The organism is uncultured Dokdonia sp. (assembly GCF_937910895.1).
In the GTDB taxonomy this organism is placed as follows: domain Bacteria; phylum Bacteroidota; class Bacteroidia; order Flavobacteriales; family Flavobacteriaceae; genus Dokdonia.
This window is the reverse complement of the sequence record NZ_CALEMI010000075.1, coordinates 37,791-59,038: the sequence shown is the minus strand read 5'-3', so window position 1 is coordinate 59,038 and position 21,248 is coordinate 37,791. Positions and strand designations below refer to the sequence as shown.

Genomic DNA, 21,248 nt, shown 5'->3' with positions numbered 1-21,248 from the left:
CAAAGGTGTTGGGATATTGAGGCTATATTTGGAAATATCAAGCACAATATGAACTTTAAACGCTTTATGCTAAGAGGGATTGATAAAGTAGAAACCGAAATAGGACTCATCGCAATGGCACATAACTTGAAAAAAATGACTCTAGCGATGTAAGCATCCCTAACCATACTTTTAACTCTTAACGAATAACTCAATAACTGAGTTAAAAACTGAAAGAACCAAAATCTTCAAAATATAAAAGACCGCCTAAATTGTTTTTAGACGGCCTCTTTACATGATGTCCTATTAACATCCTGTATCTTGATACTCTGTTGCTCCATTTTGCGGACATGGTTCATCACAAGACTGCGTAATAAATACCATATAAGGACTACCTGCTGGGAAAAAAGTACACGCGCAGCAATTTGGTTCAAAACCTGGAAAACCAAACCCTCCTTTAATAGATTTTTGATCTTTGTTGTTTAACTCTTGAGCACCGTTAATGTTTGAAATCTTTTTTAACATAATAATTTTGGTTTTTAAATTGAACTATATAGATATAAAGTATAAACACCAAATACAACCAAAAGAACCCCATTTTAAAGAATATAGTGGAGTCCTTTTTAACGTTTCAAAGTGTATAAATACTTCACTGTAAGTTACTAAAAAATATAATTTCGTAGATATCTCAATATATTTTTTATACTTGATTTTTGAATACGCTTTCGCGAAATATATACAACCTCTATCCAAATGAGGCACTTTGTATAAATAATATGGCAAATCCTTCCATAAATTCAAGTACTTGATGATAAGAAGAAATGCATGTTTTTAACAGCCAGTACTGTTGTCCTCTAATTTGTTTGAATCATCGGTGCATACGTGAGTGTGCAACCTCTTTTCCTACAAAAATAGTCGAAACACTCTTTTTTAAAAGGGTATTTGCCCCTTACAAATCAAGCAATTATGCCCGCCTTTCTGCTGCTAGTATCTAGTAAATTTAAAATTCCAAAAGAAGAGAGCTGTTCTTACTCTAAAATTTAGATACCTGATATCATGATTTTTGAAACACTACAAGTCATTAAAGAAGAAGTAAACGCCTATTTTGGCGGAAGTATCGTTTCTTTAGAAAACATAGCAACTATAGATACCGATCCTGATAATCCTAATGACAGTAGTGATGTTATATTATCGCTCATCAATTTACAAGAAGAATTTACCCTTAAAAACATCTCCAATAATTACACGAATAATACAGAGGTAAACTATCGCAATCCCAGAGTAAACCTAAATCTATATATTCTTTTTAGTAGTACAAATACACTTTATGAAGAGTCTCTAAAAAACTTGACCAAAGTAGTTGAGTTTTTTCAAGGTAAAAAAGTATTCACTCAAGACAATACCAATTTTGAACGTGTAGATGACATGGTGAATGTTGGTGATTTTAAATTTATCGTAGACCTCTATACACCCACTTTTGAAGAACTCAATTTTATATGGGGAACCCTTGGTGGCAAACAATATCCGTCTGCCATCTATAAGATCACTTTACTAGAAATTTATAGAGACTTTGTCTTTGAGAAAGGCGCAGTAATTACAGGACTAAATAATGGCTTAAAAAATAAATAAACATGTTTTATAAAGCACTTTTTAATATTAACATACATCACGGCTACTTCTTAGATAGCGGAGACCATAAGTTTCTTCCTATAGATGAAGACGACAATGAGTTAAGTGCTATAGAAAAGGAAAAAGCACTGATCCCTTATGACGTGCATGAGTATTTAAAAGTGACCCCCAGTAAAACCACACAAAGTATATGTAAGAATCATCGTGTCTTATTACGACCTCACAAACAGGGTTTTAGAGTATTAGTAGAAACACAGGAAGACGGAGACAAATACACTCCTATAATCCCTTTTAATGATACTGCTGTATTCACTTTTGAAGTACGTGCTAAAGATTCTTATTTCCATAATTATACAGACGTAATAGATATTTCTAAAAACAGATGTTACTTATTTTCTAATGTAGTCCCAGATGATCAGATAGTCGCTTTTGAAAATATTTTTGAAAATAACGGAGGTCTCATTGATAAACGTTTTTTATTAAAAAATTCTGAAACAAGAGATTTGCTAAGAACCATAGCAACCGAAGATGCATTTTTACCAAGCACCACTATAGAGCAATTTTCTATTATAAATGTAATTGAACACATTGAAGTAGATGAGACGCTAACGGAAACTCAAAAGGAGAACCATATTAAAAAAGCACTTAACGAACTCATTCAAGAAAAAAAGAAGAAAGGGATTATAGGATATATACGTTTATCTATTAAAGGAGATGATGACAATAACCTCCTAGAATTTGACGAAACCGATCCAAAAAATATCCTACAATACACACTAGAAACGACTCCTGAGTTTACCCTAAGTTTTATAAATAAAAAAACCTTTTGGAGATATATCAGTTTATCAGACAATGCAATGCTTACTACAAATAGCACAAAATGGTCTGCAAAAAATGGTTTTATAGAAATTAAAACAGAAGATTTTGATGCTGACGGTCTGGATCCGGTAGATACAAATCCAGAAGACTATGTCTTTCCTAACCCTACAGTGACTACTGTAAAAAAAGAAGACGACGACTACTATTCAGAAATATTTATTTAAAACAAAAATTAAACAATTAAAATTATGACAACGTACAAAACACCAGGAGTCTACATAGAGGAGATTGTAAAGTTTCCTCCATCGGTAGCTCAAGTTGAAACGGCAATTCCAGCTTTTATTGGTTACACGGAAAAGGCAACCAATAAGATAAAGGGAGACTTAAAAGGAGTGCCTACTCGTATTACATCTATGCTAGAGTATGAAACATACTTTGGAGGAGCCAAACCAGAAAAAACGATTAAAGTAACCGTAACAGATACGCTTGTAGATGATATCAATCAGCGTGCTATTGTGGTAGACCAACCTTCAGACCGTGAACCATTCTTACTCTATTATTCTATGCAAATGTATTTTGCAAATGGAGGTGGACCCTGTTATATCGTTTCTGTAGGACGTTATGGTGATGATCTAGATACAGCAGATACGAAGGTAACTTCTATTAACAATTCAAATGATTTTAATACTGGACTAGCAGCTATTAGAAAAGTAGATGAACCGACATTAATTCTTTTTCCAGATGCAACAGCCTTGAGTACAGATGATGAGTTTTATACACTCTACAATGAAGCCTTAAAACAATGTAAGGAGTTACAGGATAGATTTACCATTATCGACACAAGAGGGTATGATCCAAACAGTCCTACAGATGCCAATATTACGAGCTTAAGAAATAAGATTAGTTCTGAAAAAGATTTCTTGAAATATGGCGCTGCATATTATCCTTTCTTAAGTACTAGCTTAAACTATGTGTTTAAAAATAGAGATATCGTCATTAATCATATTGACAAAGGTGATCCTCAGGCGATGAATGTGATCACAGACAATATAAACGATATCGATTCTGATATTCCTAGTGCTATAGTTAGTGTAAGCAGCAAAGCTGTGCCAGATTTAGCAGGTTCTTTGGCTGATGTGACAAATTACCTATATAATATCAATACTGCAAACGAAGGTCTTAATTTAGGAGAAAGAAATTCTGAAGCAAAAGATTACTCAGGAGCAAGACCGCTAACCTTACATAGTAGACTAACTAGCTTAGTAACCGATTTAGATGCTCTTGTATCTGTTAAAGAAAGTGCCAATGTTGAAGCCAATGCTGCCATTTCTGCACTTTCTGATGAGTTAGGAGCAGCAGCAGATGTTGCTGACATTCAAGCACAACTAGCTGCCTTTAATTTGCTTTTTGAAGATACGGATAAAATAGAATCGGTAACCACTGAATTGACAAAACTAACAACAAATCTAAAGAAGTTTATCGATGAAGGTAACTTAACTAAGGTAACCAATGTTGTAGAAAATAACACATCAAATATTGTTGCTGAAATTACAAAACTAATTACCGTTACCATGCCAGCTTCTCCAGCAGAAATCACACCTGTTCAAAGTACAGATGCGACTATTTTGGATGGAATCTTAGCAGCGTGGACATCATTAAGAGATGCTATTCTTGACGAAGCTGCTGTAGGTGACCAAAACATCAACTTAGACACCAACAACGGTGAATTACACGGTAGAAGTTTGGCTTCTCTAGAAGTGTCAGACAATGAAGCATACAATCAAATATTAACAGAAATCGGGAATCTTCCGTTAGAATTACCTCCAAGTAGTGCTATGGCAGGAATATATGCCAGAGTAGATGCAGACAGAGGGGTTTGGAAAGCACCGGCAAATGTAAGTTTAAACTATGTTATAGAACCTACAGTTCAAGTTTCTCATGACGATCAAGAAGGATTAAATGTAGATGCTGTAGCTGGTAAATCCATTAATGCCATTAGAGCATTTGTTGGAAAAGGAAACTTGGTATGGGGTGCTAGAACCCTTGCGGGAAATGACAACGAGTGGCGTTATATATCTGTAAGACGTTTCTTTAATATGGCGGAAGAGTCTATTAAAAAAGCAACAGAACAATTTGTTTTTGAACCTAATGATAAAAATACGTGGGTACGTGTAAAAGCAATGATAGACAACTTCCTGACACAGCAATGGAGAGCAGGTGCCCTTGCAGGTCCTACTACAGACAAAGCATTTTATGTAAGTGTTGGATTGGGAGAAACAATGACCGCGCAAGACATTCTAGAAGGAAATATGATTATTGAAATCGGAATGGCAGTGGTACGACCAGCAGAATTTATTATTCTGAAATTCTCTCATAAAATGCAGGAAGCATAGTAACATCTATTTCGCTTAAAGCGAAATTAAAACATTCAAAATAATTTAAAAAAACAACATATCATGGCAACATATCCATTACCAAAGTTTCACTTTAAAGTAACTTTTGGAGACACAGAGTTTAATTGTACAGAAGTCTCTGGATTAGATTTTGAGCGAGAAATGATCGAATACAGAGCAGGTGCTGACAATGTATACTATAAAACAAAACAGCCAGGCTTAGAAAAGTATAGTAACATCACTGTAAAAAGAGGAACTTTTGCAGACAAGAGTAAAGAGTTCTATAGCCAGTGGGTCAAAACGGTTTACTTTCAAGAAGGTGAGGAAGAATATCGTGGTGATCTTACCATTAGTATGCTAGATGAAAAACACGAGCCTGTTATCACGTGGAAAGCAGAAAATGCGTATATCACAAAAATACAATCTACAGACTTTAAAGCCGATGGAAACGAGATCGCTATAGAGACCGCAGAGTTTGTTCACGAGAAACTTGCATTAGTATAATATGGCAACCTATTATCCACCTATAGGGTTTCATTTCAAAGTTGAATTCTCTGGAATTTCGAACAAAGAAAATGATCACCAATTTCAATCGGTTTCTGGACTCTCTGTAGATCTAGAAACCGAAGAGGTTGCTGAAGGAGGAGAAAATAGATTCAAGCATAAAATACCAGTGCGTACCAAGTATCCAAACTTAGTACTCAAAAGAGGATTACTTATAGACTCAGGTGTGATTGCATGGTGCAGAGATGCGTTAGAAAAATACGTAATCAAACCTATAGATCTCACAGTAAGTTTGCTGGATGAAAAACATGAGCCTTTACAAACTTGGAAAATTGCACATGCGTATCCTGTAAAATGGGATGTTGGTGATTTTAATGCCGAGGAGAACAAGATTGTTATTGAAACACTAGAGCTATCCTATAACTATTTCAATATCCTATAATAAAATGCCTATAGAAATTAAAGAACTCTACATCAAAATAAATGTAGACGAAGGAGCAAATGCAAACAGTGTATCAAGCTCTGGAGCTGCCAGCGAAGACTCGGCAGCCATCATTGCAGCTTGTATTGAAGAAGTTATGGAAAAATTGAAGGAACAAAAAGAACGCTAAGAACTCATGAACGAAGGAAAGTTACAAAAGCTTGTAATACGATGCTACAAGGATGAAAAATTTAATGAAGAGATCTCTAAGTATACCGCTTTATTGAATCCTGAAAAATATTCAGAATCCTTTAAGGCAGAATATAAAAAAGACCAAGCACAGGGCACAAGCAATGATGCTCCTAAATACACAAGGTCTTTACCTTCTGAGTTAGATCTAGAATTTCTTTTTGATAGAACGGGCGTCATTATTCATTATGGAGACGATCCAGAAGCTAGTTCTGACGACACGGTATATAAAGATCAAGGGAAAGGGATTATAGAAGATATCGCAAACTTTAAAAAAACGGTATATGATTACAATGGGGAAAAGCACAAGCCTAATTACCTCACTGTAAGCTGGGGTGCGCTATTATACAAAGGAGTTCTTACAGAATTATCCATAGAGTATAAACTTTTTAAACCTGATGGCACACCTATCCGAGCAATAGCTAAAGCGAAATTTATCTCTTTTGAAGATCACGAGAAAAGAACGTCAAAAGAAAATAATCAGTCACCAGATTTAACACACTATCGTACTGTAAAAGCAGGAGATACCCTGTCTTTAATGACGCATAGAATTTATGGTGATCCGAAGTATTATCTAGAAGTAGCCAAAGTGAATAACCTCCATAATTTCAGAAAATTAACCCCTGGTCAAGAGTTGGTTTTTCCACCATTGACAAAAACCTCATAAATGAATAATAGCGGCGTCATACAAACATCACAAAGTCCAGATCTTGTCACTTTTAAGATCTTAACAGAAGGACAGGAACTTTCTAATATCTACCAAGTCAAAAGCATTATGGTACAGAAGGAAGTGAACAGAATTCCTATGGCAAAAATTGTGTTGATCGATGGCGAAGCTTCAGAGAGAGATTTTGCATTGAGTAATGAAGACCTATTAATTCCAGGAAAAAGTATTGAGATTACCGCAGGATATCACTCTGATGAAGAAACTATTTTTAAAGGAATCATCATAAAGCATAATCTCAAAATTAGATCGCTAGTATCACATCTCATTATTGAGTGCAAAGATGAAGCTGTAAAAATGACAATAGGTAAGAAAAGTAACTATTTCTACGAAAGTAAAGACAGTGAAATTTTTGAAGAATTATTAGGAAAATACTCCTTAGAGAAGGAGGTAGAAGCTACCAATTATTTACATCCTGAACTCGTACAATACAACGCTTCTGATTGGGATTTTATGGTCGCTAGAGCGCAAGCCAACGGTAAATTATGTTTTGTAGATGATGGGAAGGTCACCATTGCAAAACCAGATGTAGGGCAATCAGAAATTGAAACCATCACGTATGGTGGATCGATGCTTGATTTTGATGCAGAGATCGATGCAAGACACCAAGTCAAAAAAGTATCGTCTTACGGTTGGAATCATGCAGACCAAGAACTATTAGAAATTGATGGTACAGACCCTTCTATTTCGTTAAATGGAAATATCTCTACTAGTGATTTGAATGCGATCATAGGATTAGAAACCATGGAGTTGCGACACGGAGGTGCTGTGACAGATACAGAGTTGCAAGATTGGGCAGATGGTGCATGGTTATTCCAACAACTCGCTAAAATTCGTGGGCGTGTCAAATTTCAAGGGATTGCTTCTGTAAAACCTAATACCATTTTAAAGCTAGAAGGTGTGGGTGATCGGTTTAATGGGAATGCCTATATCACTGGGGTAAGTCATACGATTTCAGAAGGAAATTGGACGGTAAATGCACAATTTGGATTAAATCCTGAGTGGTTTTCAGAAACCTTTGACATCAGTGCGCCATCTGCTTCTGGACTATTACCAGCCATTGCAGGATTACAAGTGGGCGTAGTATCTCAATTAGAAGAAGATCCTGATGGAGAAGAGCGCATCTTGGTTCAGATTCCTATCATCAATAGTGAAGAGCAAGGGATTTGGTGTCGCGTCGCATCACTAGATGCTGGCGAGAATAGAGGAGCTTTTTTTAGACCCGAAATTGGAGATGAGGTCATTATAGGATTTATTAATGAAGACCCTAATGATGCTGTTGTGTTGGGGATGTTACATAGTAGCGCAAAGCCAGCACCGTTTACCGCGAGTGATGATAATCACGAAAAAGGATTTGTGACAAGAAGCGAAATGAAAGTTGTTTTTGATGATGATAAAAAATCGATTACGATCTCAACTCCTGCTGGAAAGATGATTGCTCTAGATGAAGATGCAGGGACAATAGTCATAGAAGATGACAACTCTAATGTAATCACAATAGATAGTAATGGAATTTCCATGGAAAGCGCAGGAGATATTGCCATAAAGGCCTCTGGAGATGTGACCATAGAAGGCACCAATGTAGGCATCACTGCCAATGCAGAGTTTAAAGCAGAAGGATCTGCTGGCGCCGAGGTTTCAACAAGTGCCATTGCTGTTTTAAAAGGATCATTAGTACAAATAAATTAATAGCCAATGTACGCTTTCGCGAAAGCGTACACTGAGCTAGTCTAATTACAAAACATAAAAAATATGGGAGCACCCGCTGCAAGAATAACAGATATGCATGTTTGTCCAATGGTCACAGGAGTTGTACCTCACGTAGGAGGGCCAATTCTTCCAGCTGGAGAACCTACGGTACTCATTGGGAATCTTCCTGCGGCAAGAGTGGGTGATATGGCGACTTGTGTAGGACCTCCTGATAGTATAGTGGCAGGATCTACTACGGTGCTTATAGGTGGTATGCCTGCCGCTAGATTAGGAGACTCCACAGCACATGGAGGAAGTATTGTATTAGGAGAAGTAACCGTATTAATAGGATAACTGATGGATAGTAAAAATTCATTTTTAGGAACTGGATGGGCATTCCCGCCAGCGTTTATAAAAGCGCAAAAACAAACTAAGATGATTTCTAATGAAGAAGACATCAAAAGTAGTCTGCATATTTTATTGACAACACGATTAGGGGAACGCGTCATGTTTCCAGAATACGGTTGTAATCTAGAAGAGCTATTGTTTGAATCATTGAATAGAACATTAATTACCTATACCGTAGACCTTATCAAAACAGCGATCCTCTATCATGAGCCTAGAATAGATGTACTTCAAATAGACATTTCAGAAACAGATCCTTTAGAAGGAAAGCTCGTGATTGCTATAGATTATATAGTAAGAGCTACCAATTCAAGAACTAATGTAGTATTCCCATTCTATAAAGAAGAAGGAACCGATATATCATAAAAGAAGATGGGCAAGTGTAATGACATAGATAACGTATTAAAAAGAAATGGCACAGATCAGGGAGAGCGATTTGTAGAACAGCTACGCCCTTCTCTTTTTGAATTGAACGATTTTGATATTGAAGATTGGATACTTTTTACCTATAATTTTGCCAAGCACGTTAATTATTTTGACACTACAAACAGTGATGCTGCAAAAGGAGATTGGCAAGATTTTTTTAATTGTTTTGATTTTCAAGATACCGTTATTCCTTTTCGCGCAAGCAGACTTTATAAACGTCAAAAAGAAAATATCACAAAAGTTCTTGCCTCTTTTGAAGAAGAAGGAACATTAACACCACACCTTACCCTTTTTGTTAGTTTTTTAAAATTATTAGAACAATCTAAAGAGCGGTTTAATGGAATTACCAAGAGACATTTAGATTTTTATTATAAAGGGATTTTACAAGTAGATAAACTCGCTGCAACACCAGATAATGTGCACGTTATTTTTGAGCTTGCTAAAAAAACTGTTGAACAATTAATTACTGATGACACCGAATTAAATGGAAAGCAAGATGTAAATGGCAATCAGCGGATTTATACTACCGATGAGGAGCTTATCGCAAACCAGGCAAAAGTCGCGTCTTTAAAAACGATTTATCAGGATGTATCGCTTCAAGAGATCAAAGCTAGTCCGGTTGCTAATACTTTAGACGGGTTTGAAGAACCACTTCCTGAAGAGGAGCCGTATTGGTTACCTTTTGGATATACGTCTCAAGAAAAAAAGTTTACAGAACTTCCAGATGCAGAAATAGGTTTTGCAGTTGCCTCTCCCCTCTTATTATTAAAAGAAGGAACTCGAACGGTACAAATCACTTTAAATTTTGCAGCAGAAACTATTGAAACTGGTCATCAACTAACCGATTTTAACACTGCTATTCTTGAAGATATTATCTCCATATACGGAAGTGGATTAGAAGAATGGATTGGACCAATGGGTCTAAAAACAGCGACCGATACGATTACAAATATGAGTACAAGGGTGGAGTCTAATAATCGACTTATACTTGCTTTTCAATTATCTAAAGATATTCCTGCTTTTGTACCGTATGACGATGTGTTTTTATTAGAAAAATACAATACAACATTTCCTGTCGTTCGTTTTTTAATAGACACGTCAAAAACAGAAGGGGTCTCGTTTCACCGTGCGACCGTAAATAGAATTCTTAGCAGTATAAAAGTAGAAATAGATGTACAAGAAGCTTCGTCTGTTCACATAGAAAATGACAACGGACTTTTAAAAGCGAACAAGCCCTTTTTCCCCTTTACGCCACAACCGATCAAAGCGTCTAATTTTTACATTGATTATGAGGAAGCTTTCGCGAAAGCGTGGAAAAATATTACCGTTCATTTTTCATGGAAAAATACACCAGAAGATTTTGCCGTGTGGTACGATGCCTACAAACAAAATGCGATTCCTGGCGAAACTGGAGAGGGTCGTATTGTAACAGATGAAACCTATTTTACCGCCACAAGAGAAGTTTTACATAAAGAAAACTGGACTCCTGTTGGTAATAGCGCTCAGATACTGTTTGAAACTACAGGAGATCCTTTGGAGGATGCAGCAGATACTCCAATAACCTATCAATGTGAAGTTACTATAGATAATCAAAACTTTGAGATAGACAAGACTGGACCTATACGTTTACGTTTGAACACTTCTTTTTTACATGACTTATTTCCTAAACTATATGCTTCTGCCTTAATAGGAAATGTGACAAGTTCTGCTACTATTGAAGATGGCGCTCCAGTGATAAGCATCACAACGACAGAGGGGAATATTCCTAACCCACCTTACACACCTATAGCCGAAAATATTACCATAAGCTATACTGCCGAAGAAACTAGACAAATACAATCACAGATATTGCCTATAGATGAAGTCACTCCAATTACCGTATTAAATCAAAAAGAAACCTATACGCAGGAAAGAATTAAACTCTTTCATATCCATCCTTTTGGTCAGTGTGAAGAACATAATTACTTGAAAGTAAAAAAGTATCAAAAAGGAATAAAAGATGTGTATGATACTGCAAATATTCATTCATATCTCGTTCCGAGGTATTGTGATGGTGGAGAGTTGTTTATTGGGTTAAAAGATGCGCAAGTACAACAAAACATAGCGCTTCTTATTCAAGTATTGGAAGGAAGTGAAAATCCTCAAGTAGCTTCTTTTGCAGAACGAGAAGAAATCCAATGGGCTGTTTTATGTGATAACAAATGGAAGAGCCTTACGAATGATATTCTTTCTAATAACACAGATAACTTCTTAAATTCTGGGATTATTAAGTTTGCCATTCCTAGACAGGCAACACAAGATAATACCCGACTACCAGAAGGATATATTTGGATACGTGCAAAAATGCATAAAGCGTATGATGCGGTATGTAAAGCGATTAATATCCATACACAAGCGGTACGCGCCACTTTTGAAGATCGGGGAAATGAATTATCACATCTTGAAAATGGATTAGAGGCAGGCACCATCAAAAAATTGATTACTCGTATTCCACAAGTTAAGGGAGTCACTCAACCTTATTCTTCTTTTAACGGTATCCCTGAAGAATCTGATACACGCTTCTATCGAAGAATTAGTGAGCGTTTGAGACATAAAAATAGAGCTATTACGCTATGGGATTATGAACATTTAATACTTCAAGAATTTCCAGAGGTTTTTAAAGTAAAGTGTTTAAATCACACGCTTATAAAAGATGAGAATGATACGACCAAAGACAACTATGTAGCTGCTGGACACGTGACGTTAGTGGTAATACCCGATAGTGTCAACAAAAATGTTTTTGATATCTATCAGCCTCGCGTAAGTAAAGGATTGATTACTAAGATCAAATCCTTTATCAATCAGCATAACACATCACAAGTCACTGCAGATGTGATGAATCCAAAATATGAAGAGGTTGCTGTCACATTGGAAGTTGAATTTTTAAAAGGATATGATGAGCGCTTTTATATGAAGCAATTGGAAGAAGATATTATAAAATTTCTTTCGCCATGGGCATTTGACACCAACCAAGAAGTGGGTTTCGGAATTGATTTACACAAGAGTATTTTAATTGATTATATAGAAAAACTGTCTTATGTAGATTATTTACAAAATGTGGTGGTCCAAAAGGACGGTGTCGTCATGGGGAATGTGGTAACACCTTCTAATCCAAGATCTATTTTGGTGTCTGCAAAGTCACATAACATAAGTACTGTCTTGACGCCTTGTAAAGACAAAAAAGCACAAGAAAAACTAATATGTCAGTAACAAATACACATACCGCCATCCCAAAGAATGTTGCCACAAATGACGACTTAGATTTTCATTATTTACGGAAATTAGGGATTCAATATATAGAAGAGTTAGGAGGAAGTCTATGGACTGATTTCAATTCTCATGATCCTGGTATTACCATGCTAGAGATGTTGTGTTATGCCATTACCGATTTAGGAATGCGTATTGATCTTCCTATTCAAAACTTATTAGCATCAGAAAATAATAGTGAGCAACTCTCAACTCAATTTTACAGAGCTTCAGATATCTTTCCTACGAAAGCAGTTACAGAAGACGATTATAGAAAATTATTTATTGATCTAGAGGGGGTTAGAAACTGCTGGCTACGAATTGCTAAACAGACTGTATATGCCGATTGTAAAAATGATATTCTATCGTATGAAGAAACCATATTTTCTGGGCTAGCTGATGAGTTTCAAAGACAATATGATTTAAAAGGACTATACACGCTTTTAGTTGACTTTGAAGGAATTGACGATACGTTAACCAAAGAAGAAAAGGACATAGAAATTCAAAAGATCAAAGATATTATTCTTGAAAAATATCATAAGAACAGAAATCTATGTGAGGATCTTATAGACATAAAACCAGTTCCTACAAAACCCATTTCAGTGTGTGCTAGTGTAGAAGTGATGACAGAAGCGGATGAGGAGTTGATACATGCAAAGATTTTAACGGCTATCAATGAATATTTTTCTACAACGCTCCGCTTTTACTCTATTAAGCAAATGCTTGATAAAGGGTATACACCAGATGAGATTTTTGATGGTCCATTTATACTAGATAACGGATTTATTGATTCTCAAGAATTAAAAGAAGCCGATCTACGTAGTGAAGTTCGCTTATCTGATCTTATGAAATTGATCATGAATATAGAAGGTGTGAAGCACATAAATGATATTTCTATAGGAAATTGTGGGACTGGTGAGGCGTTAGAAAATGAATGGTTAATCTGTATTCCTGAAGACACAAAGCCTATTTTATGTGATCAAAGTGTTTTTAGTTATAACAAAGGAGTACTTCCGTTAAATATCAATCAGACACAGGTTGCTCTTTACATAGAGCAATTAAAAGAAGATGCGCAACGTGAAAATGAAGTGCCTAAAGATGAAAGAGATCTTGATTTTCCTGAGAGCACTTATCTCGCTCCTGAAAGTTATACAACCATACAAAATGATTTTCCAGAGACCTATGGCATAGGTCAATCTGGTCTTTCTGCAAGAGCGACCAACGAAAGAAAATCACAAGCGAAACAATTAAAAGGATATCTTCTTTTCTTTGATAAGATACTCGCTAGTTATTTTAAGCATCTAGGCAATGTAAGACAATTACTGTCTATCAACGGGGGGCTGGATAAAACGTATTTCACGCAAGTGATAGAAGATATTAAAGATTTTGATGATCTCGTAAAAGAATATCCTACACTCCCTACAGATGCAAATAATGACGAATTAACAACCCTTCTTTTTGGGCAACAAGATGATACTATAGCGCGTAGAAATAAAATAATAGATCATTTATTAGCTCGTTTTGCAGAAAAATTTGGAGACTATAGCTTCTTAATGAAAGCGTTGTTTGGCACCGCTACCGATGAAATTGTGCTAACAAATAAAAAAGAGTTTTTAAATGATTATATCGCTATAAGTTCAGAAAGAGGTTGTGCTTTTAATTACTACCATCAACCAAAAAAGAACTTATGGAACACTGATAATATTTCTGGTGTTCAAAAAAGAATCTCTCGCTTGGTAGGCATAAAAAACTATAATAGAAGGACGCTAAGTACTTCTTTTGTAGATGTATATTCATTGGAAAACGCAGATTTAAAAACTGTTTTTAGATGGCGAATAAAGGATGAGAATAAAAATATAATCTTGTCTGCAACTGAAGAGTACAAAACGATCTCGGAAGCTAATAAGGAATTATATTTTGCCGTGTTACAAATCATACAAACTCCTGAAAAAGATGTGCAGGACTTAGATATAGATGGTATTATAGATGAGGCTATTGTAGGAAATATACGAATTCACATCTCTGACAGTGGCAAGTATTCTTTTGATGTTATTAACCTTGAACAACCTGAAAACAGTAAGGATTATATCGTAGCAAAACAGTTTAAATATTACAATACAGCTACTGAAATTAAGAATGCCATTTTGAGTATTATTTATTTTATGAAGTTCAAATTTACAGAAGAAGGTATTTTTCTTGTAGAGCATATTTTGTTACGTCCTGAATTTCCAGAAGAAGAAGAAGAAGAAATTTTAGGAGAAAGCGAAGAAGAAGTTGAAGTATCAGAAGAAATTGAAGAAGAATTTAAACCACCCTTCCTCCCTATTTGTACTGATAATTGTGAAGATGATTGCGGTATTGATCCTTATTCATATCGAGTGAGTATTGTGATTCCTGGATATACGTATCGATTTTCTAATCCCGATTTTAGAAATTACATGGAAAATATCATAAAAGAAGAGTTGCCAGCACATATACTTCCTAAAATCTGCTGGATAGGGCATCGTGAAAATGACTTAGAAAATATCAAAGAGCAATATCTACAACAATTAGAAAATGAAGAAACTACTGCTTTACAACAAATAGACGAAGAGATATCACAATTAGAAAACGAAATACCTCCTGCTACAGATATGGCAGCACAAATAGCTGCTCTGGAAGCACAAAAAACACAAATATCTATTCTTATTGAAAAAAGAAAGATGGAATATTTACAGAGTCTCGAAGGTCAAACAAATGATCTCGTAGCCTTTGAGAAGCACTACAAAGCCTACCTTTTTGCAAAGACATCATTAGAAGATAAACAACCCGCAGAACTGGAAGGACTCATAAAAGCTATAGGAGATCTAAATACGATTTATCCTGTAGGGCGCCTTTTAGACTGTGATGATGAAAGTGATGAATTAGAAGGTAAAATTATATTAGGACAAACAAATATAGGAACACTATAAAAAATATTAGGATGAACACAAAGCTAACTACCATAACGACTCAGTATAGTAAATTTAGTGATAATCAAGTCCTGACAAAAGGACAACTAAATCAATTCTTAGAATATTTTGAAGATCAAGATCACTTATCTAGGATAAGTTTAAGTGGTGTTGGCATTGTATGTGGCTTTGATGTAACATACAATACCTCTAAGAGAGAAATTTATATAACCAAAGGATACGGCGTCACTACTGATGGTGATTTACTGGCGCTCGTAGAGCCTAAAAAACCTGTTGAAGGACAAGTGATTAGTCAAGGTTTTCAGCTTGTACAAGATGCTTTTAAAACCTATACTCATTATAGAAATTTTGAGGATAGTAATGCAAAATACACTCCTTTTTTTAGTGGTGAAGATCAAATAGAACTCTTAGAGATTTTTCCAGGAGAAGACATAGATCTCACAAATACTTCGTACGCTAACTTAAACACTTTATCACAAGCAACATTGGACGATAAGGTTGTGTTATTATATTTAGAAAACTACCCTAAACAAGGTGATTTATGTACTGCTTTAGATTGTGATAATCAGGGCATAGAGCAAGTGGCTAGGTTACGTGTATTACTAGTATCTAGTGATGATGCAAAGACCATTACAGGATATGATCCTGTTTACAACAAACATGACTGGTATGAATATTACCTTGCCTTACCAGAAATAGGGGTGCGAAGAGATATCCTTACATATAACAATACAAAAGATTATATAACTTTAAAGCAAAATTATTATAAGCTTATAAAGGATAATGATACATTGGCTGACCTAGGTCTTGGGTTAGATGCCATCTTACAAAAGTTTGGAAAAAGTAGTATATCATCAAGTATTTCATCACTTTTTGACATAAGCCCTTCTGCGGTTCCTACTGATTTTCAATATCGATACGACGTGTTAAAAGATCTGGTAGATACCTATACAGAAATCAAAAAATTACTCTTGCACCTTAATGTACACTGTTGCCCTTCCATTGGATCATTCCCTAAGCATTTATTATTAGGAAGATTAAAAGAGAGTCAAACACATTACAAATCGTTAAGACATCGTTTCTACAAATCTCCTATCGTTGGTCATGAAGACACAAACCTAAAAAGTGTACAAAGTTTATTAAGCAGGGTATCCTATATAGTAAATAATTACCTAAAGGTAGAAAAAGGGGAGGAAATAAAAATAACACCATCAACACTAGAAGGTGCATTGAGTCGTAAAACAATCCCTTTTTACTACCAAGTAACCGACAAGTTTTTAAATCATTGGAGTTTTGATAAATTTCAAAATTTTATACAAACTTCCAATTTAAGTTATCATACAACAAATCTTTCCTCTTCATTATCTATTCAGAAACCCCTTCTCTATGATATAGATAATTATAACTTTTTAAGAATAGAAGGAATCCAAGGGAAATCATATAGAGATGCATTAGATCGAGTGCTTTTTTTGAAAGAGGAATATGGGTTAAGCTTTGATGTAAAAGCATTGTCTATCAATCCAACTACTAAAGACATTGAATTAGGAGAGTATCGTTGTGAGTTTGAAGACCTCAGTGTACTATTAAAAGCATGGACGACTGAACAGGAATGCATTCTGGCGTCTATGGCTAGTTTCTTCTCAGGATTTACAACTGACAAAGTGGGAGGAAACATAAAAGAAGTTGAATATACACAAGGTAGAAAAGTTATTGGTAGAGTAATAACTAACGAAGATATCATCAAAGATAAGGTCTCAGAAGTCAACGCTAGAGAGACTGTTAAAGTTGATAGTCAACGTATTTTATCTACTGACGAACAATTACGTGTGGCTAAGCAAATACGCACATCCTATGAAAAAAATATAATTGATGAAAGCCTCACGGTAGAAGAGAAAACAATAGGTCGTTACATGAAGGAGGCCATTGAAGAAAATAAAAAAGGCTCTGCAAATGATATTAAAAATGCTACAAAATCAAAATTAGAAGCATTCCTTTCTACTGATGAATGGATTGCCAAACCAGAGGTTCGTGATTTTATATACAATGATGTTGTTGACCTTTTATCTGTCACCTATATCCTTTCTGAAAGAATACCACAATCTATTTCTGAAATTGATACGGGCAATATTGATACGTATGAACTAACGTTAGAAGAGGTGTGTGGACTTGTAAGAGCTCTAAAAGTCACCTATCAAACAATTGATCTAGACGATACATTAAAAGATATTTTAGGACTCTTAATCAATCAACTTTCATTTGTATGCTGTTCTGGAGAAAAGCTAACGATTCTTCTCAATGAAATTGAAACAAGAAAGCAAGAAATTATAAAACAGCTACAACTCTCTGAGTTTGTTAAAAAACATCCTGGTCTTAGACATTACGCGGGTGTTCCTGTAGGAGGTACTTTTGTGATGGCATACTTAACAGAAGATGCAGAAGACAGATCTGCCTATCAACCCGTACGTTTGGAGTTAAACTTTGTAGAACAACCAAGGGTAGATGATATTATTATTGACAAACCTATTAATGACACCCCCATTGATAGAACTATCGGTGATCGCACTATAGATAAACGTACTGATAATCCTTTTAATAACAACGTAGGTATTATCAAACTTTGGGATGATAGAATAAGTACACAGTTTATATTTCTTAACGAACTTACTAGAGAAACTAGAATTATAAGAAATCAAATCGTGCTGATTGGAGAAACTCTTGAAAGAACAGTATCCAATCTCGCTGATTTTTTCAATAATATCTGGCGTATCGCTGGTGTATCAAAAAAATGTAGAGCTACAGCTAAAGACACAAAACTTATTATAGATATACTAGATCAAAAAATTAGAAAAGAAGAAAATTATATACAATTTACTGACCCAGCAATTGTAAAAACGAATAAAAAGATCTTTTTTAACGAAAATGAAATTATCACAAGAAATTTAACAACAAGAAATACAGTCATTGCAGATTTTGCATTGCCGTACTTGTGCTGTTCTGATTGTGCATCAATTAATTTTATTGTTCCTAAAGAGCCTGTATCTTTAAGTCTTCCTACACCATTTATTTGTTTGGATGATAGTACGACTCCAATTCCATTTACAGTATCTCCTACAGATGGAGAAGTAAAAGCGATTGTAGAAGGAGAGATCTCTGGCGGAGTCGTTCAAAATGATGAAGGGGCTTACGTATTTGACGCTACGATTCTTGATCCAAGTTTATACGGAACAGCCCTTAGATTTACCGTTAATGATGAGGAAACAACTGCGGTTATTACTGTGTATCAAAAACCTCAACCTATTGTTACGGTCGTAGAAGAAAATTTCATCTATAATGATGCAAGAACTGAAGTAGAAGTATTTTTTGAAGTATCTGGAACTGCTGTTAATGCAAATAGTGTATTTGCTTGGGATTTTGGAGATGAGTCTCCAATTGTTCAAGAAAGACCCGATTCAGATGGTATTGTAAGTCACACCTACACACTTCCTATTGTACCAAATAATACCGTATTCCCAAGACTTACTGTGACTAATGAACTTTGTCCTAGTGAAGTAATCCTAGAAGGAATTACATTTCAAGACCCTGTTGTAAGTTTAACTGTAGATGATTTACCACGTTGTGTAGATCCTGAGGAAGATGGTCGAGAGTTAAGAATACCGTTTAATGTACAACCCCAAAATGCTACAGTTACGGTAAATGGAGAGATAGACGGAATCAGCATTGATCCTGATGGTGTCATACTAATAAATCCTATACTATTTTCTTCATACAATACGCCTATTACATTCTCGGTAAACGGAGAAGCGCAGGCCACTCCTGTGATAACCATCTTAAATAAAGGGGATTTTGCAAACTTTACCTGTGAACCAGAAAACCCATCTGTGCCTGAAGGAACAGAGACAGTTCTTATCACTTTTGAAGTGATAGGTTTAACAGATGAGCAAAAAGAAGAATTAGGCTTTAACTGGGATTTTGGAGATGGAGAATTCTCTAGTGAAATTGATACAACCCATGAATATAACACCTCAAATTTAGAACCTGGAACACATACATTCCCAGTTGTACTCGCTATAGAAGGCGGTCCGTGTGGCTTTGTACAGATTAGAAAAAATATAGATATCACCATTACGGATGTAAATCATACACTTGAACTAGATCAAAATGAAGTATGTATTGATCAAGAAATAGGATTTGTAGATGTAGGGTTTCAGGTCACTCCTATTGCTCCTATGACCGTTGAAGGTAATATTCCAGGAGTTTCGGTATTAACTGACACTATAAACATACAGTACAACCAATTTAATTCCTACGGAACACCTATACGATTTGTTATAGACGGTGAAGTAATAGATGGACAAGAATTAATCGTAAGAGAGCGTCCTACAAATGCTGTTATAAATTGGTCTCCAAATCCAATTTCTGTAGAAAGAGGAACCACAACAGTCACAGTAAATTTCTCTGTTGAAGAACTTACAGATCAACAACAAACGGAAGTGACACCTAATTGGAATTTTGGAGACGGAACAAACTCCAATGAGTTAAATCCCTCACATCAATACACCATACCAGCCAATCCATCAGGACCTGTATCTTTTGGTGTATCACTTGTCCTAACTACTTCTTCTTGCGAAGCGGTGACAGTGCCAACAGAAACAATAACTATAGAAATTACAGATCCAGATATTACGTTTAATTTAGGGAATAATGACGTTTGTTTTGAGGCTGGAACAAGTTCTGTTGTAACTGAATATACACTATCTCCAAATACAGATATTTCAGTAGAAGGTAACGCCACAGGTATTTCTATTAACCGTACAGCAAAAACAATACGACTTACTACTGCTTTCAATAGGTTTAATACACCTATCCGATTTGTTGTAAATGAAGATCCTACTGTTTCAGAAACCTTAATTGTACGAAGAAAGCCTGTAAACATCAATTTTAATTGGTCACCTACAAACATTCAACTAGTTGATGGTCAGGAAGAAATTACCATCACATTTACAGCTGTAAATTACAATACAAGTTTGTATCCTGGTACAACATTAATCTGGGAATTTGAAGGAAGACCAAAAGTTGAAGAAGAAAATCCTTCTGTGCCATTTACGCTAACTGCAGAACAAATAGAATCCAACACCTTTTCTGTAAATGCAGTATTAACAGTCTCTGGTAATAGTTGTGATGATTTTACAACGGATGTAACAGAAGTCATTGTAATCCTAAGTAATGGAGAACCTAGAAATTGTAATGAGGTAGTAGACATAGGGATTAGAACTGATGGGATAACGATACAAAATGATCCTATCCCAGATGGAGAAATTGGTGATTTTGTAGTTCGTCCTACCAAACAAGCCTACGGAACCGTTATTGCAGAAATAAGCAAATATATTGCAGGTGATAATAATGGACAGCTAGACGAAATGTTATCTAACACTATTGAAGAGACAGCTAATAGATTATTGCAAGAAAGTAAACCTGATGCCATTGAATTTTTTACAAAATACTTGAGGGTACAAATTAGACTCATAATTCATATTCTTCACTGTCAAAAAGATTTAACAGAAGCAGATATGGCTACTTTAAATCCAATTATGGATGCTATTAAAACAGCTCTCGGTACACTTCAAAATACAAAATTTGATGTAGGCGATCCAGAACCAGACAAGCTTGAAGGTACTCTAAGAGAGTTCTTAATGCAATGTTTGGAAAATGAATCATTAGCCGATTACACAAGACAACGTATAGAAGATTTTATAGCACTTATAGCACCTATATAG

General features: G+C 35.4%; 15 protein-coding genes. 14 read left to right on the top strand and 1 reads right to left on the bottom strand.

The genetic code is table 11. The annotated features are described in order from the left end of the window. A partial coding sequence (locus tag Q0505_RS09365) for a transposase (protein WP_299211916.1) occupies positions 1 to 153 on the top strand: 153 nt, incomplete at its 5' end. 132 nt (positions 154 to 285) lie between these two features. Here Q0505_RS09365 and Q0505_RS09360 read toward each other — a convergent pair. Beyond that, entirely contained in the window at positions 286 to 504 is a 219-nt protein-coding gene (locus Q0505_RS09360) for a hypothetical protein (RefSeq protein ID WP_299211913.1), read from the bottom strand. A gap of 531 nt (positions 505 to 1,035) precedes the next feature. Between Q0505_RS09360 and Q0505_RS09355 the strand changes: the two genes are divergently transcribed. The 13 genes from Q0505_RS09355 (at position 1,036) to Q0505_RS09295 (ending at position 21,248) form a co-directional block, all read left to right on the top strand. Further along, positions 1,036 to 1,608 (top strand): DUF4255 domain-containing protein, encoded by a 573-nt coding sequence (locus Q0505_RS09355; RefSeq protein ID WP_299211910.1) that lies wholly within the window; start codon positions 1,036 to 1,038, stop codon positions 1,606 to 1,608. A 2-nt stretch (positions 1,609 to 1,610) separates the two neighbouring features. Next, the gene (locus Q0505_RS09350) at positions 1,611 to 2,651 is read left to right on the top strand and encodes a hypothetical protein (protein WP_299211907.1); all 1,041 of its coding nucleotides are present in this window, start codon (positions 1,611 to 1,613) and stop codon (positions 2,649 to 2,651) included. A 24-nt stretch (positions 2,652 to 2,675) separates the two neighbouring features. Further along, a complete protein-coding gene (locus Q0505_RS09345) occupies positions 2,676 to 4,820 on the top strand; it encodes a phage tail sheath C-terminal domain-containing protein (protein WP_299211904.1) in 2,145 nt (714 codons plus the stop codon). A 63-nt stretch (positions 4,821 to 4,883) separates the two neighbouring features. Beyond that, on the top strand, positions 4,884 to 5,324 hold the full coding sequence (locus tag Q0505_RS09340; RefSeq protein ID WP_299211901.1) for a phage tail protein: 441 nt from the start codon (positions 4,884 to 4,886) through the stop codon (positions 5,322 to 5,324). Position 5,325: 1 nt separating this feature from the next. Beyond that, positions 5,326 to 5,766 (top strand): phage tail protein, encoded by a 441-nt coding sequence (locus tag Q0505_RS09335; protein ID WP_299211897.1) that lies wholly within the window; start codon positions 5,326 to 5,328, stop codon positions 5,764 to 5,766. Positions 5,767 to 5,770: 4 nt separating this feature from the next. Then, a complete protein-coding gene (locus tag Q0505_RS09330) occupies positions 5,771 to 5,935 on the top strand; it encodes a DUF5908 family protein (protein ID WP_299211894.1) in 165 nt (54 codons plus the stop codon). A gap of 6 nt (positions 5,936 to 5,941) precedes the next feature. Then, a complete protein-coding gene (locus Q0505_RS09325) occupies positions 5,942 to 6,661 on the top strand; it encodes a LysM peptidoglycan-binding domain-containing protein (protein WP_299211891.1) in 720 nt (239 codons plus the stop codon). Beyond that, the gene (gene vgrG / locus Q0505_RS09320) at positions 6,662 to 8,407 is read left to right on the top strand and encodes a type VI secretion system tip protein VgrG (protein WP_299211888.1); all 1,746 of its coding nucleotides are present in this window, start codon (positions 6,662 to 6,664) and stop codon (positions 8,405 to 8,407) included. Positions 8,408 to 8,470: 63 nt separating this feature from the next. Next, positions 8,471 to 8,761 (top strand): PAAR domain-containing protein, encoded by a 291-nt coding sequence (locus Q0505_RS09315; RefSeq protein ID WP_299211884.1) that lies wholly within the window; start codon positions 8,471 to 8,473, stop codon positions 8,759 to 8,761. A gap of 3 nt (positions 8,762 to 8,764) precedes the next feature. Continuing rightward, positions 8,765 to 9,178 (top strand): GPW/gp25 family protein, encoded by a 414-nt coding sequence (locus Q0505_RS09310; RefSeq protein WP_299211881.1) that lies wholly within the window; start codon positions 8,765 to 8,767, stop codon positions 9,176 to 9,178. Positions 9,179 to 9,184: 6 nt separating this feature from the next. Further along, on the top strand, positions 9,185 to 12,487 hold the full coding sequence (locus Q0505_RS09305) for a baseplate J/gp47 family protein (RefSeq protein WP_299211878.1): 3,303 nt from the start codon (positions 9,185 to 9,187) through the stop codon (positions 12,485 to 12,487). Then, a complete protein-coding gene (locus Q0505_RS09300; RefSeq protein WP_299211875.1) occupies positions 12,478 to 15,474 on the top strand; it encodes a hypothetical protein in 2,997 nt (998 codons plus the stop codon). Before Q0505_RS09305 ends, Q0505_RS09300 begins: the two co-directional genes overlap by 10 nt. An 11-nt stretch (positions 15,475 to 15,485) precedes the next feature. Continuing rightward, positions 15,486 to 21,248: a PKD domain-containing protein gene (locus Q0505_RS09295; protein WP_299211872.1), complete on the top strand. Its 5,763-nt coding sequence runs from the start codon at positions 15,486 to 15,488 to the stop codon at positions 21,246 to 21,248.

Coding starts and splice junctions, on each gene's coding strand:
- Q0505_RS09360 (WP_299211913.1), bottom strand. CDS start 504: ATGTTAAAAAAGATTTCAAACATTAACGGTGCTCAAGAGTTAAACAAC.
- Q0505_RS09355 (WP_299211910.1), top strand. CDS start 1,036: ATGATTTTTGAAACACTACAAGTCATTAAAGAAGAAGTAAACGCCTAT.
- Q0505_RS09350 (WP_299211907.1), top strand. CDS start 1,611: ATGTTTTATAAAGCACTTTTTAATATTAACATACATCACGGCTACTTC.
- Q0505_RS09345 (WP_299211904.1), top strand. CDS start 2,676: ATGACAACGTACAAAACACCAGGAGTCTACATAGAGGAGATTGTAAAG.
- Q0505_RS09340 (WP_299211901.1), top strand. CDS start 4,884: ATGGCAACATATCCATTACCAAAGTTTCACTTTAAAGTAACTTTTGGA.
- Q0505_RS09335 (WP_299211897.1), top strand. CDS start 5,326: ATGGCAACCTATTATCCACCTATAGGGTTTCATTTCAAAGTTGAATTC.
- Q0505_RS09330 (WP_299211894.1), top strand. CDS start 5,771: ATGCCTATAGAAATTAAAGAACTCTACATCAAAATAAATGTAGACGAA.
- Q0505_RS09325 (WP_299211891.1), top strand. CDS start 5,942: ATGAACGAAGGAAAGTTACAAAAGCTTGTAATACGATGCTACAAGGAT.
- vgrG (WP_299211888.1), top strand. CDS start 6,662: ATGAATAATAGCGGCGTCATACAAACATCACAAAGTCCAGATCTTGTC.
- Q0505_RS09315 (WP_299211884.1), top strand. CDS start 8,471: ATGGGAGCACCCGCTGCAAGAATAACAGATATGCATGTTTGTCCAATG.
- Q0505_RS09310 (WP_299211881.1), top strand. CDS start 8,765: ATGGATAGTAAAAATTCATTTTTAGGAACTGGATGGGCATTCCCGCCA.
- Q0505_RS09305 (WP_299211878.1), top strand. CDS start 9,185: ATGGGCAAGTGTAATGACATAGATAACGTATTAAAAAGAAATGGCACA.
- Q0505_RS09300 (WP_299211875.1), top strand. CDS start 12,478: ATGTCAGTAACAAATACACATACCGCCATCCCAAAGAATGTTGCCACA.
- Q0505_RS09295 (WP_299211872.1), top strand. CDS start 15,486: ATGAACACAAAGCTAACTACCATAACGACTCAGTATAGTAAATTTAGT.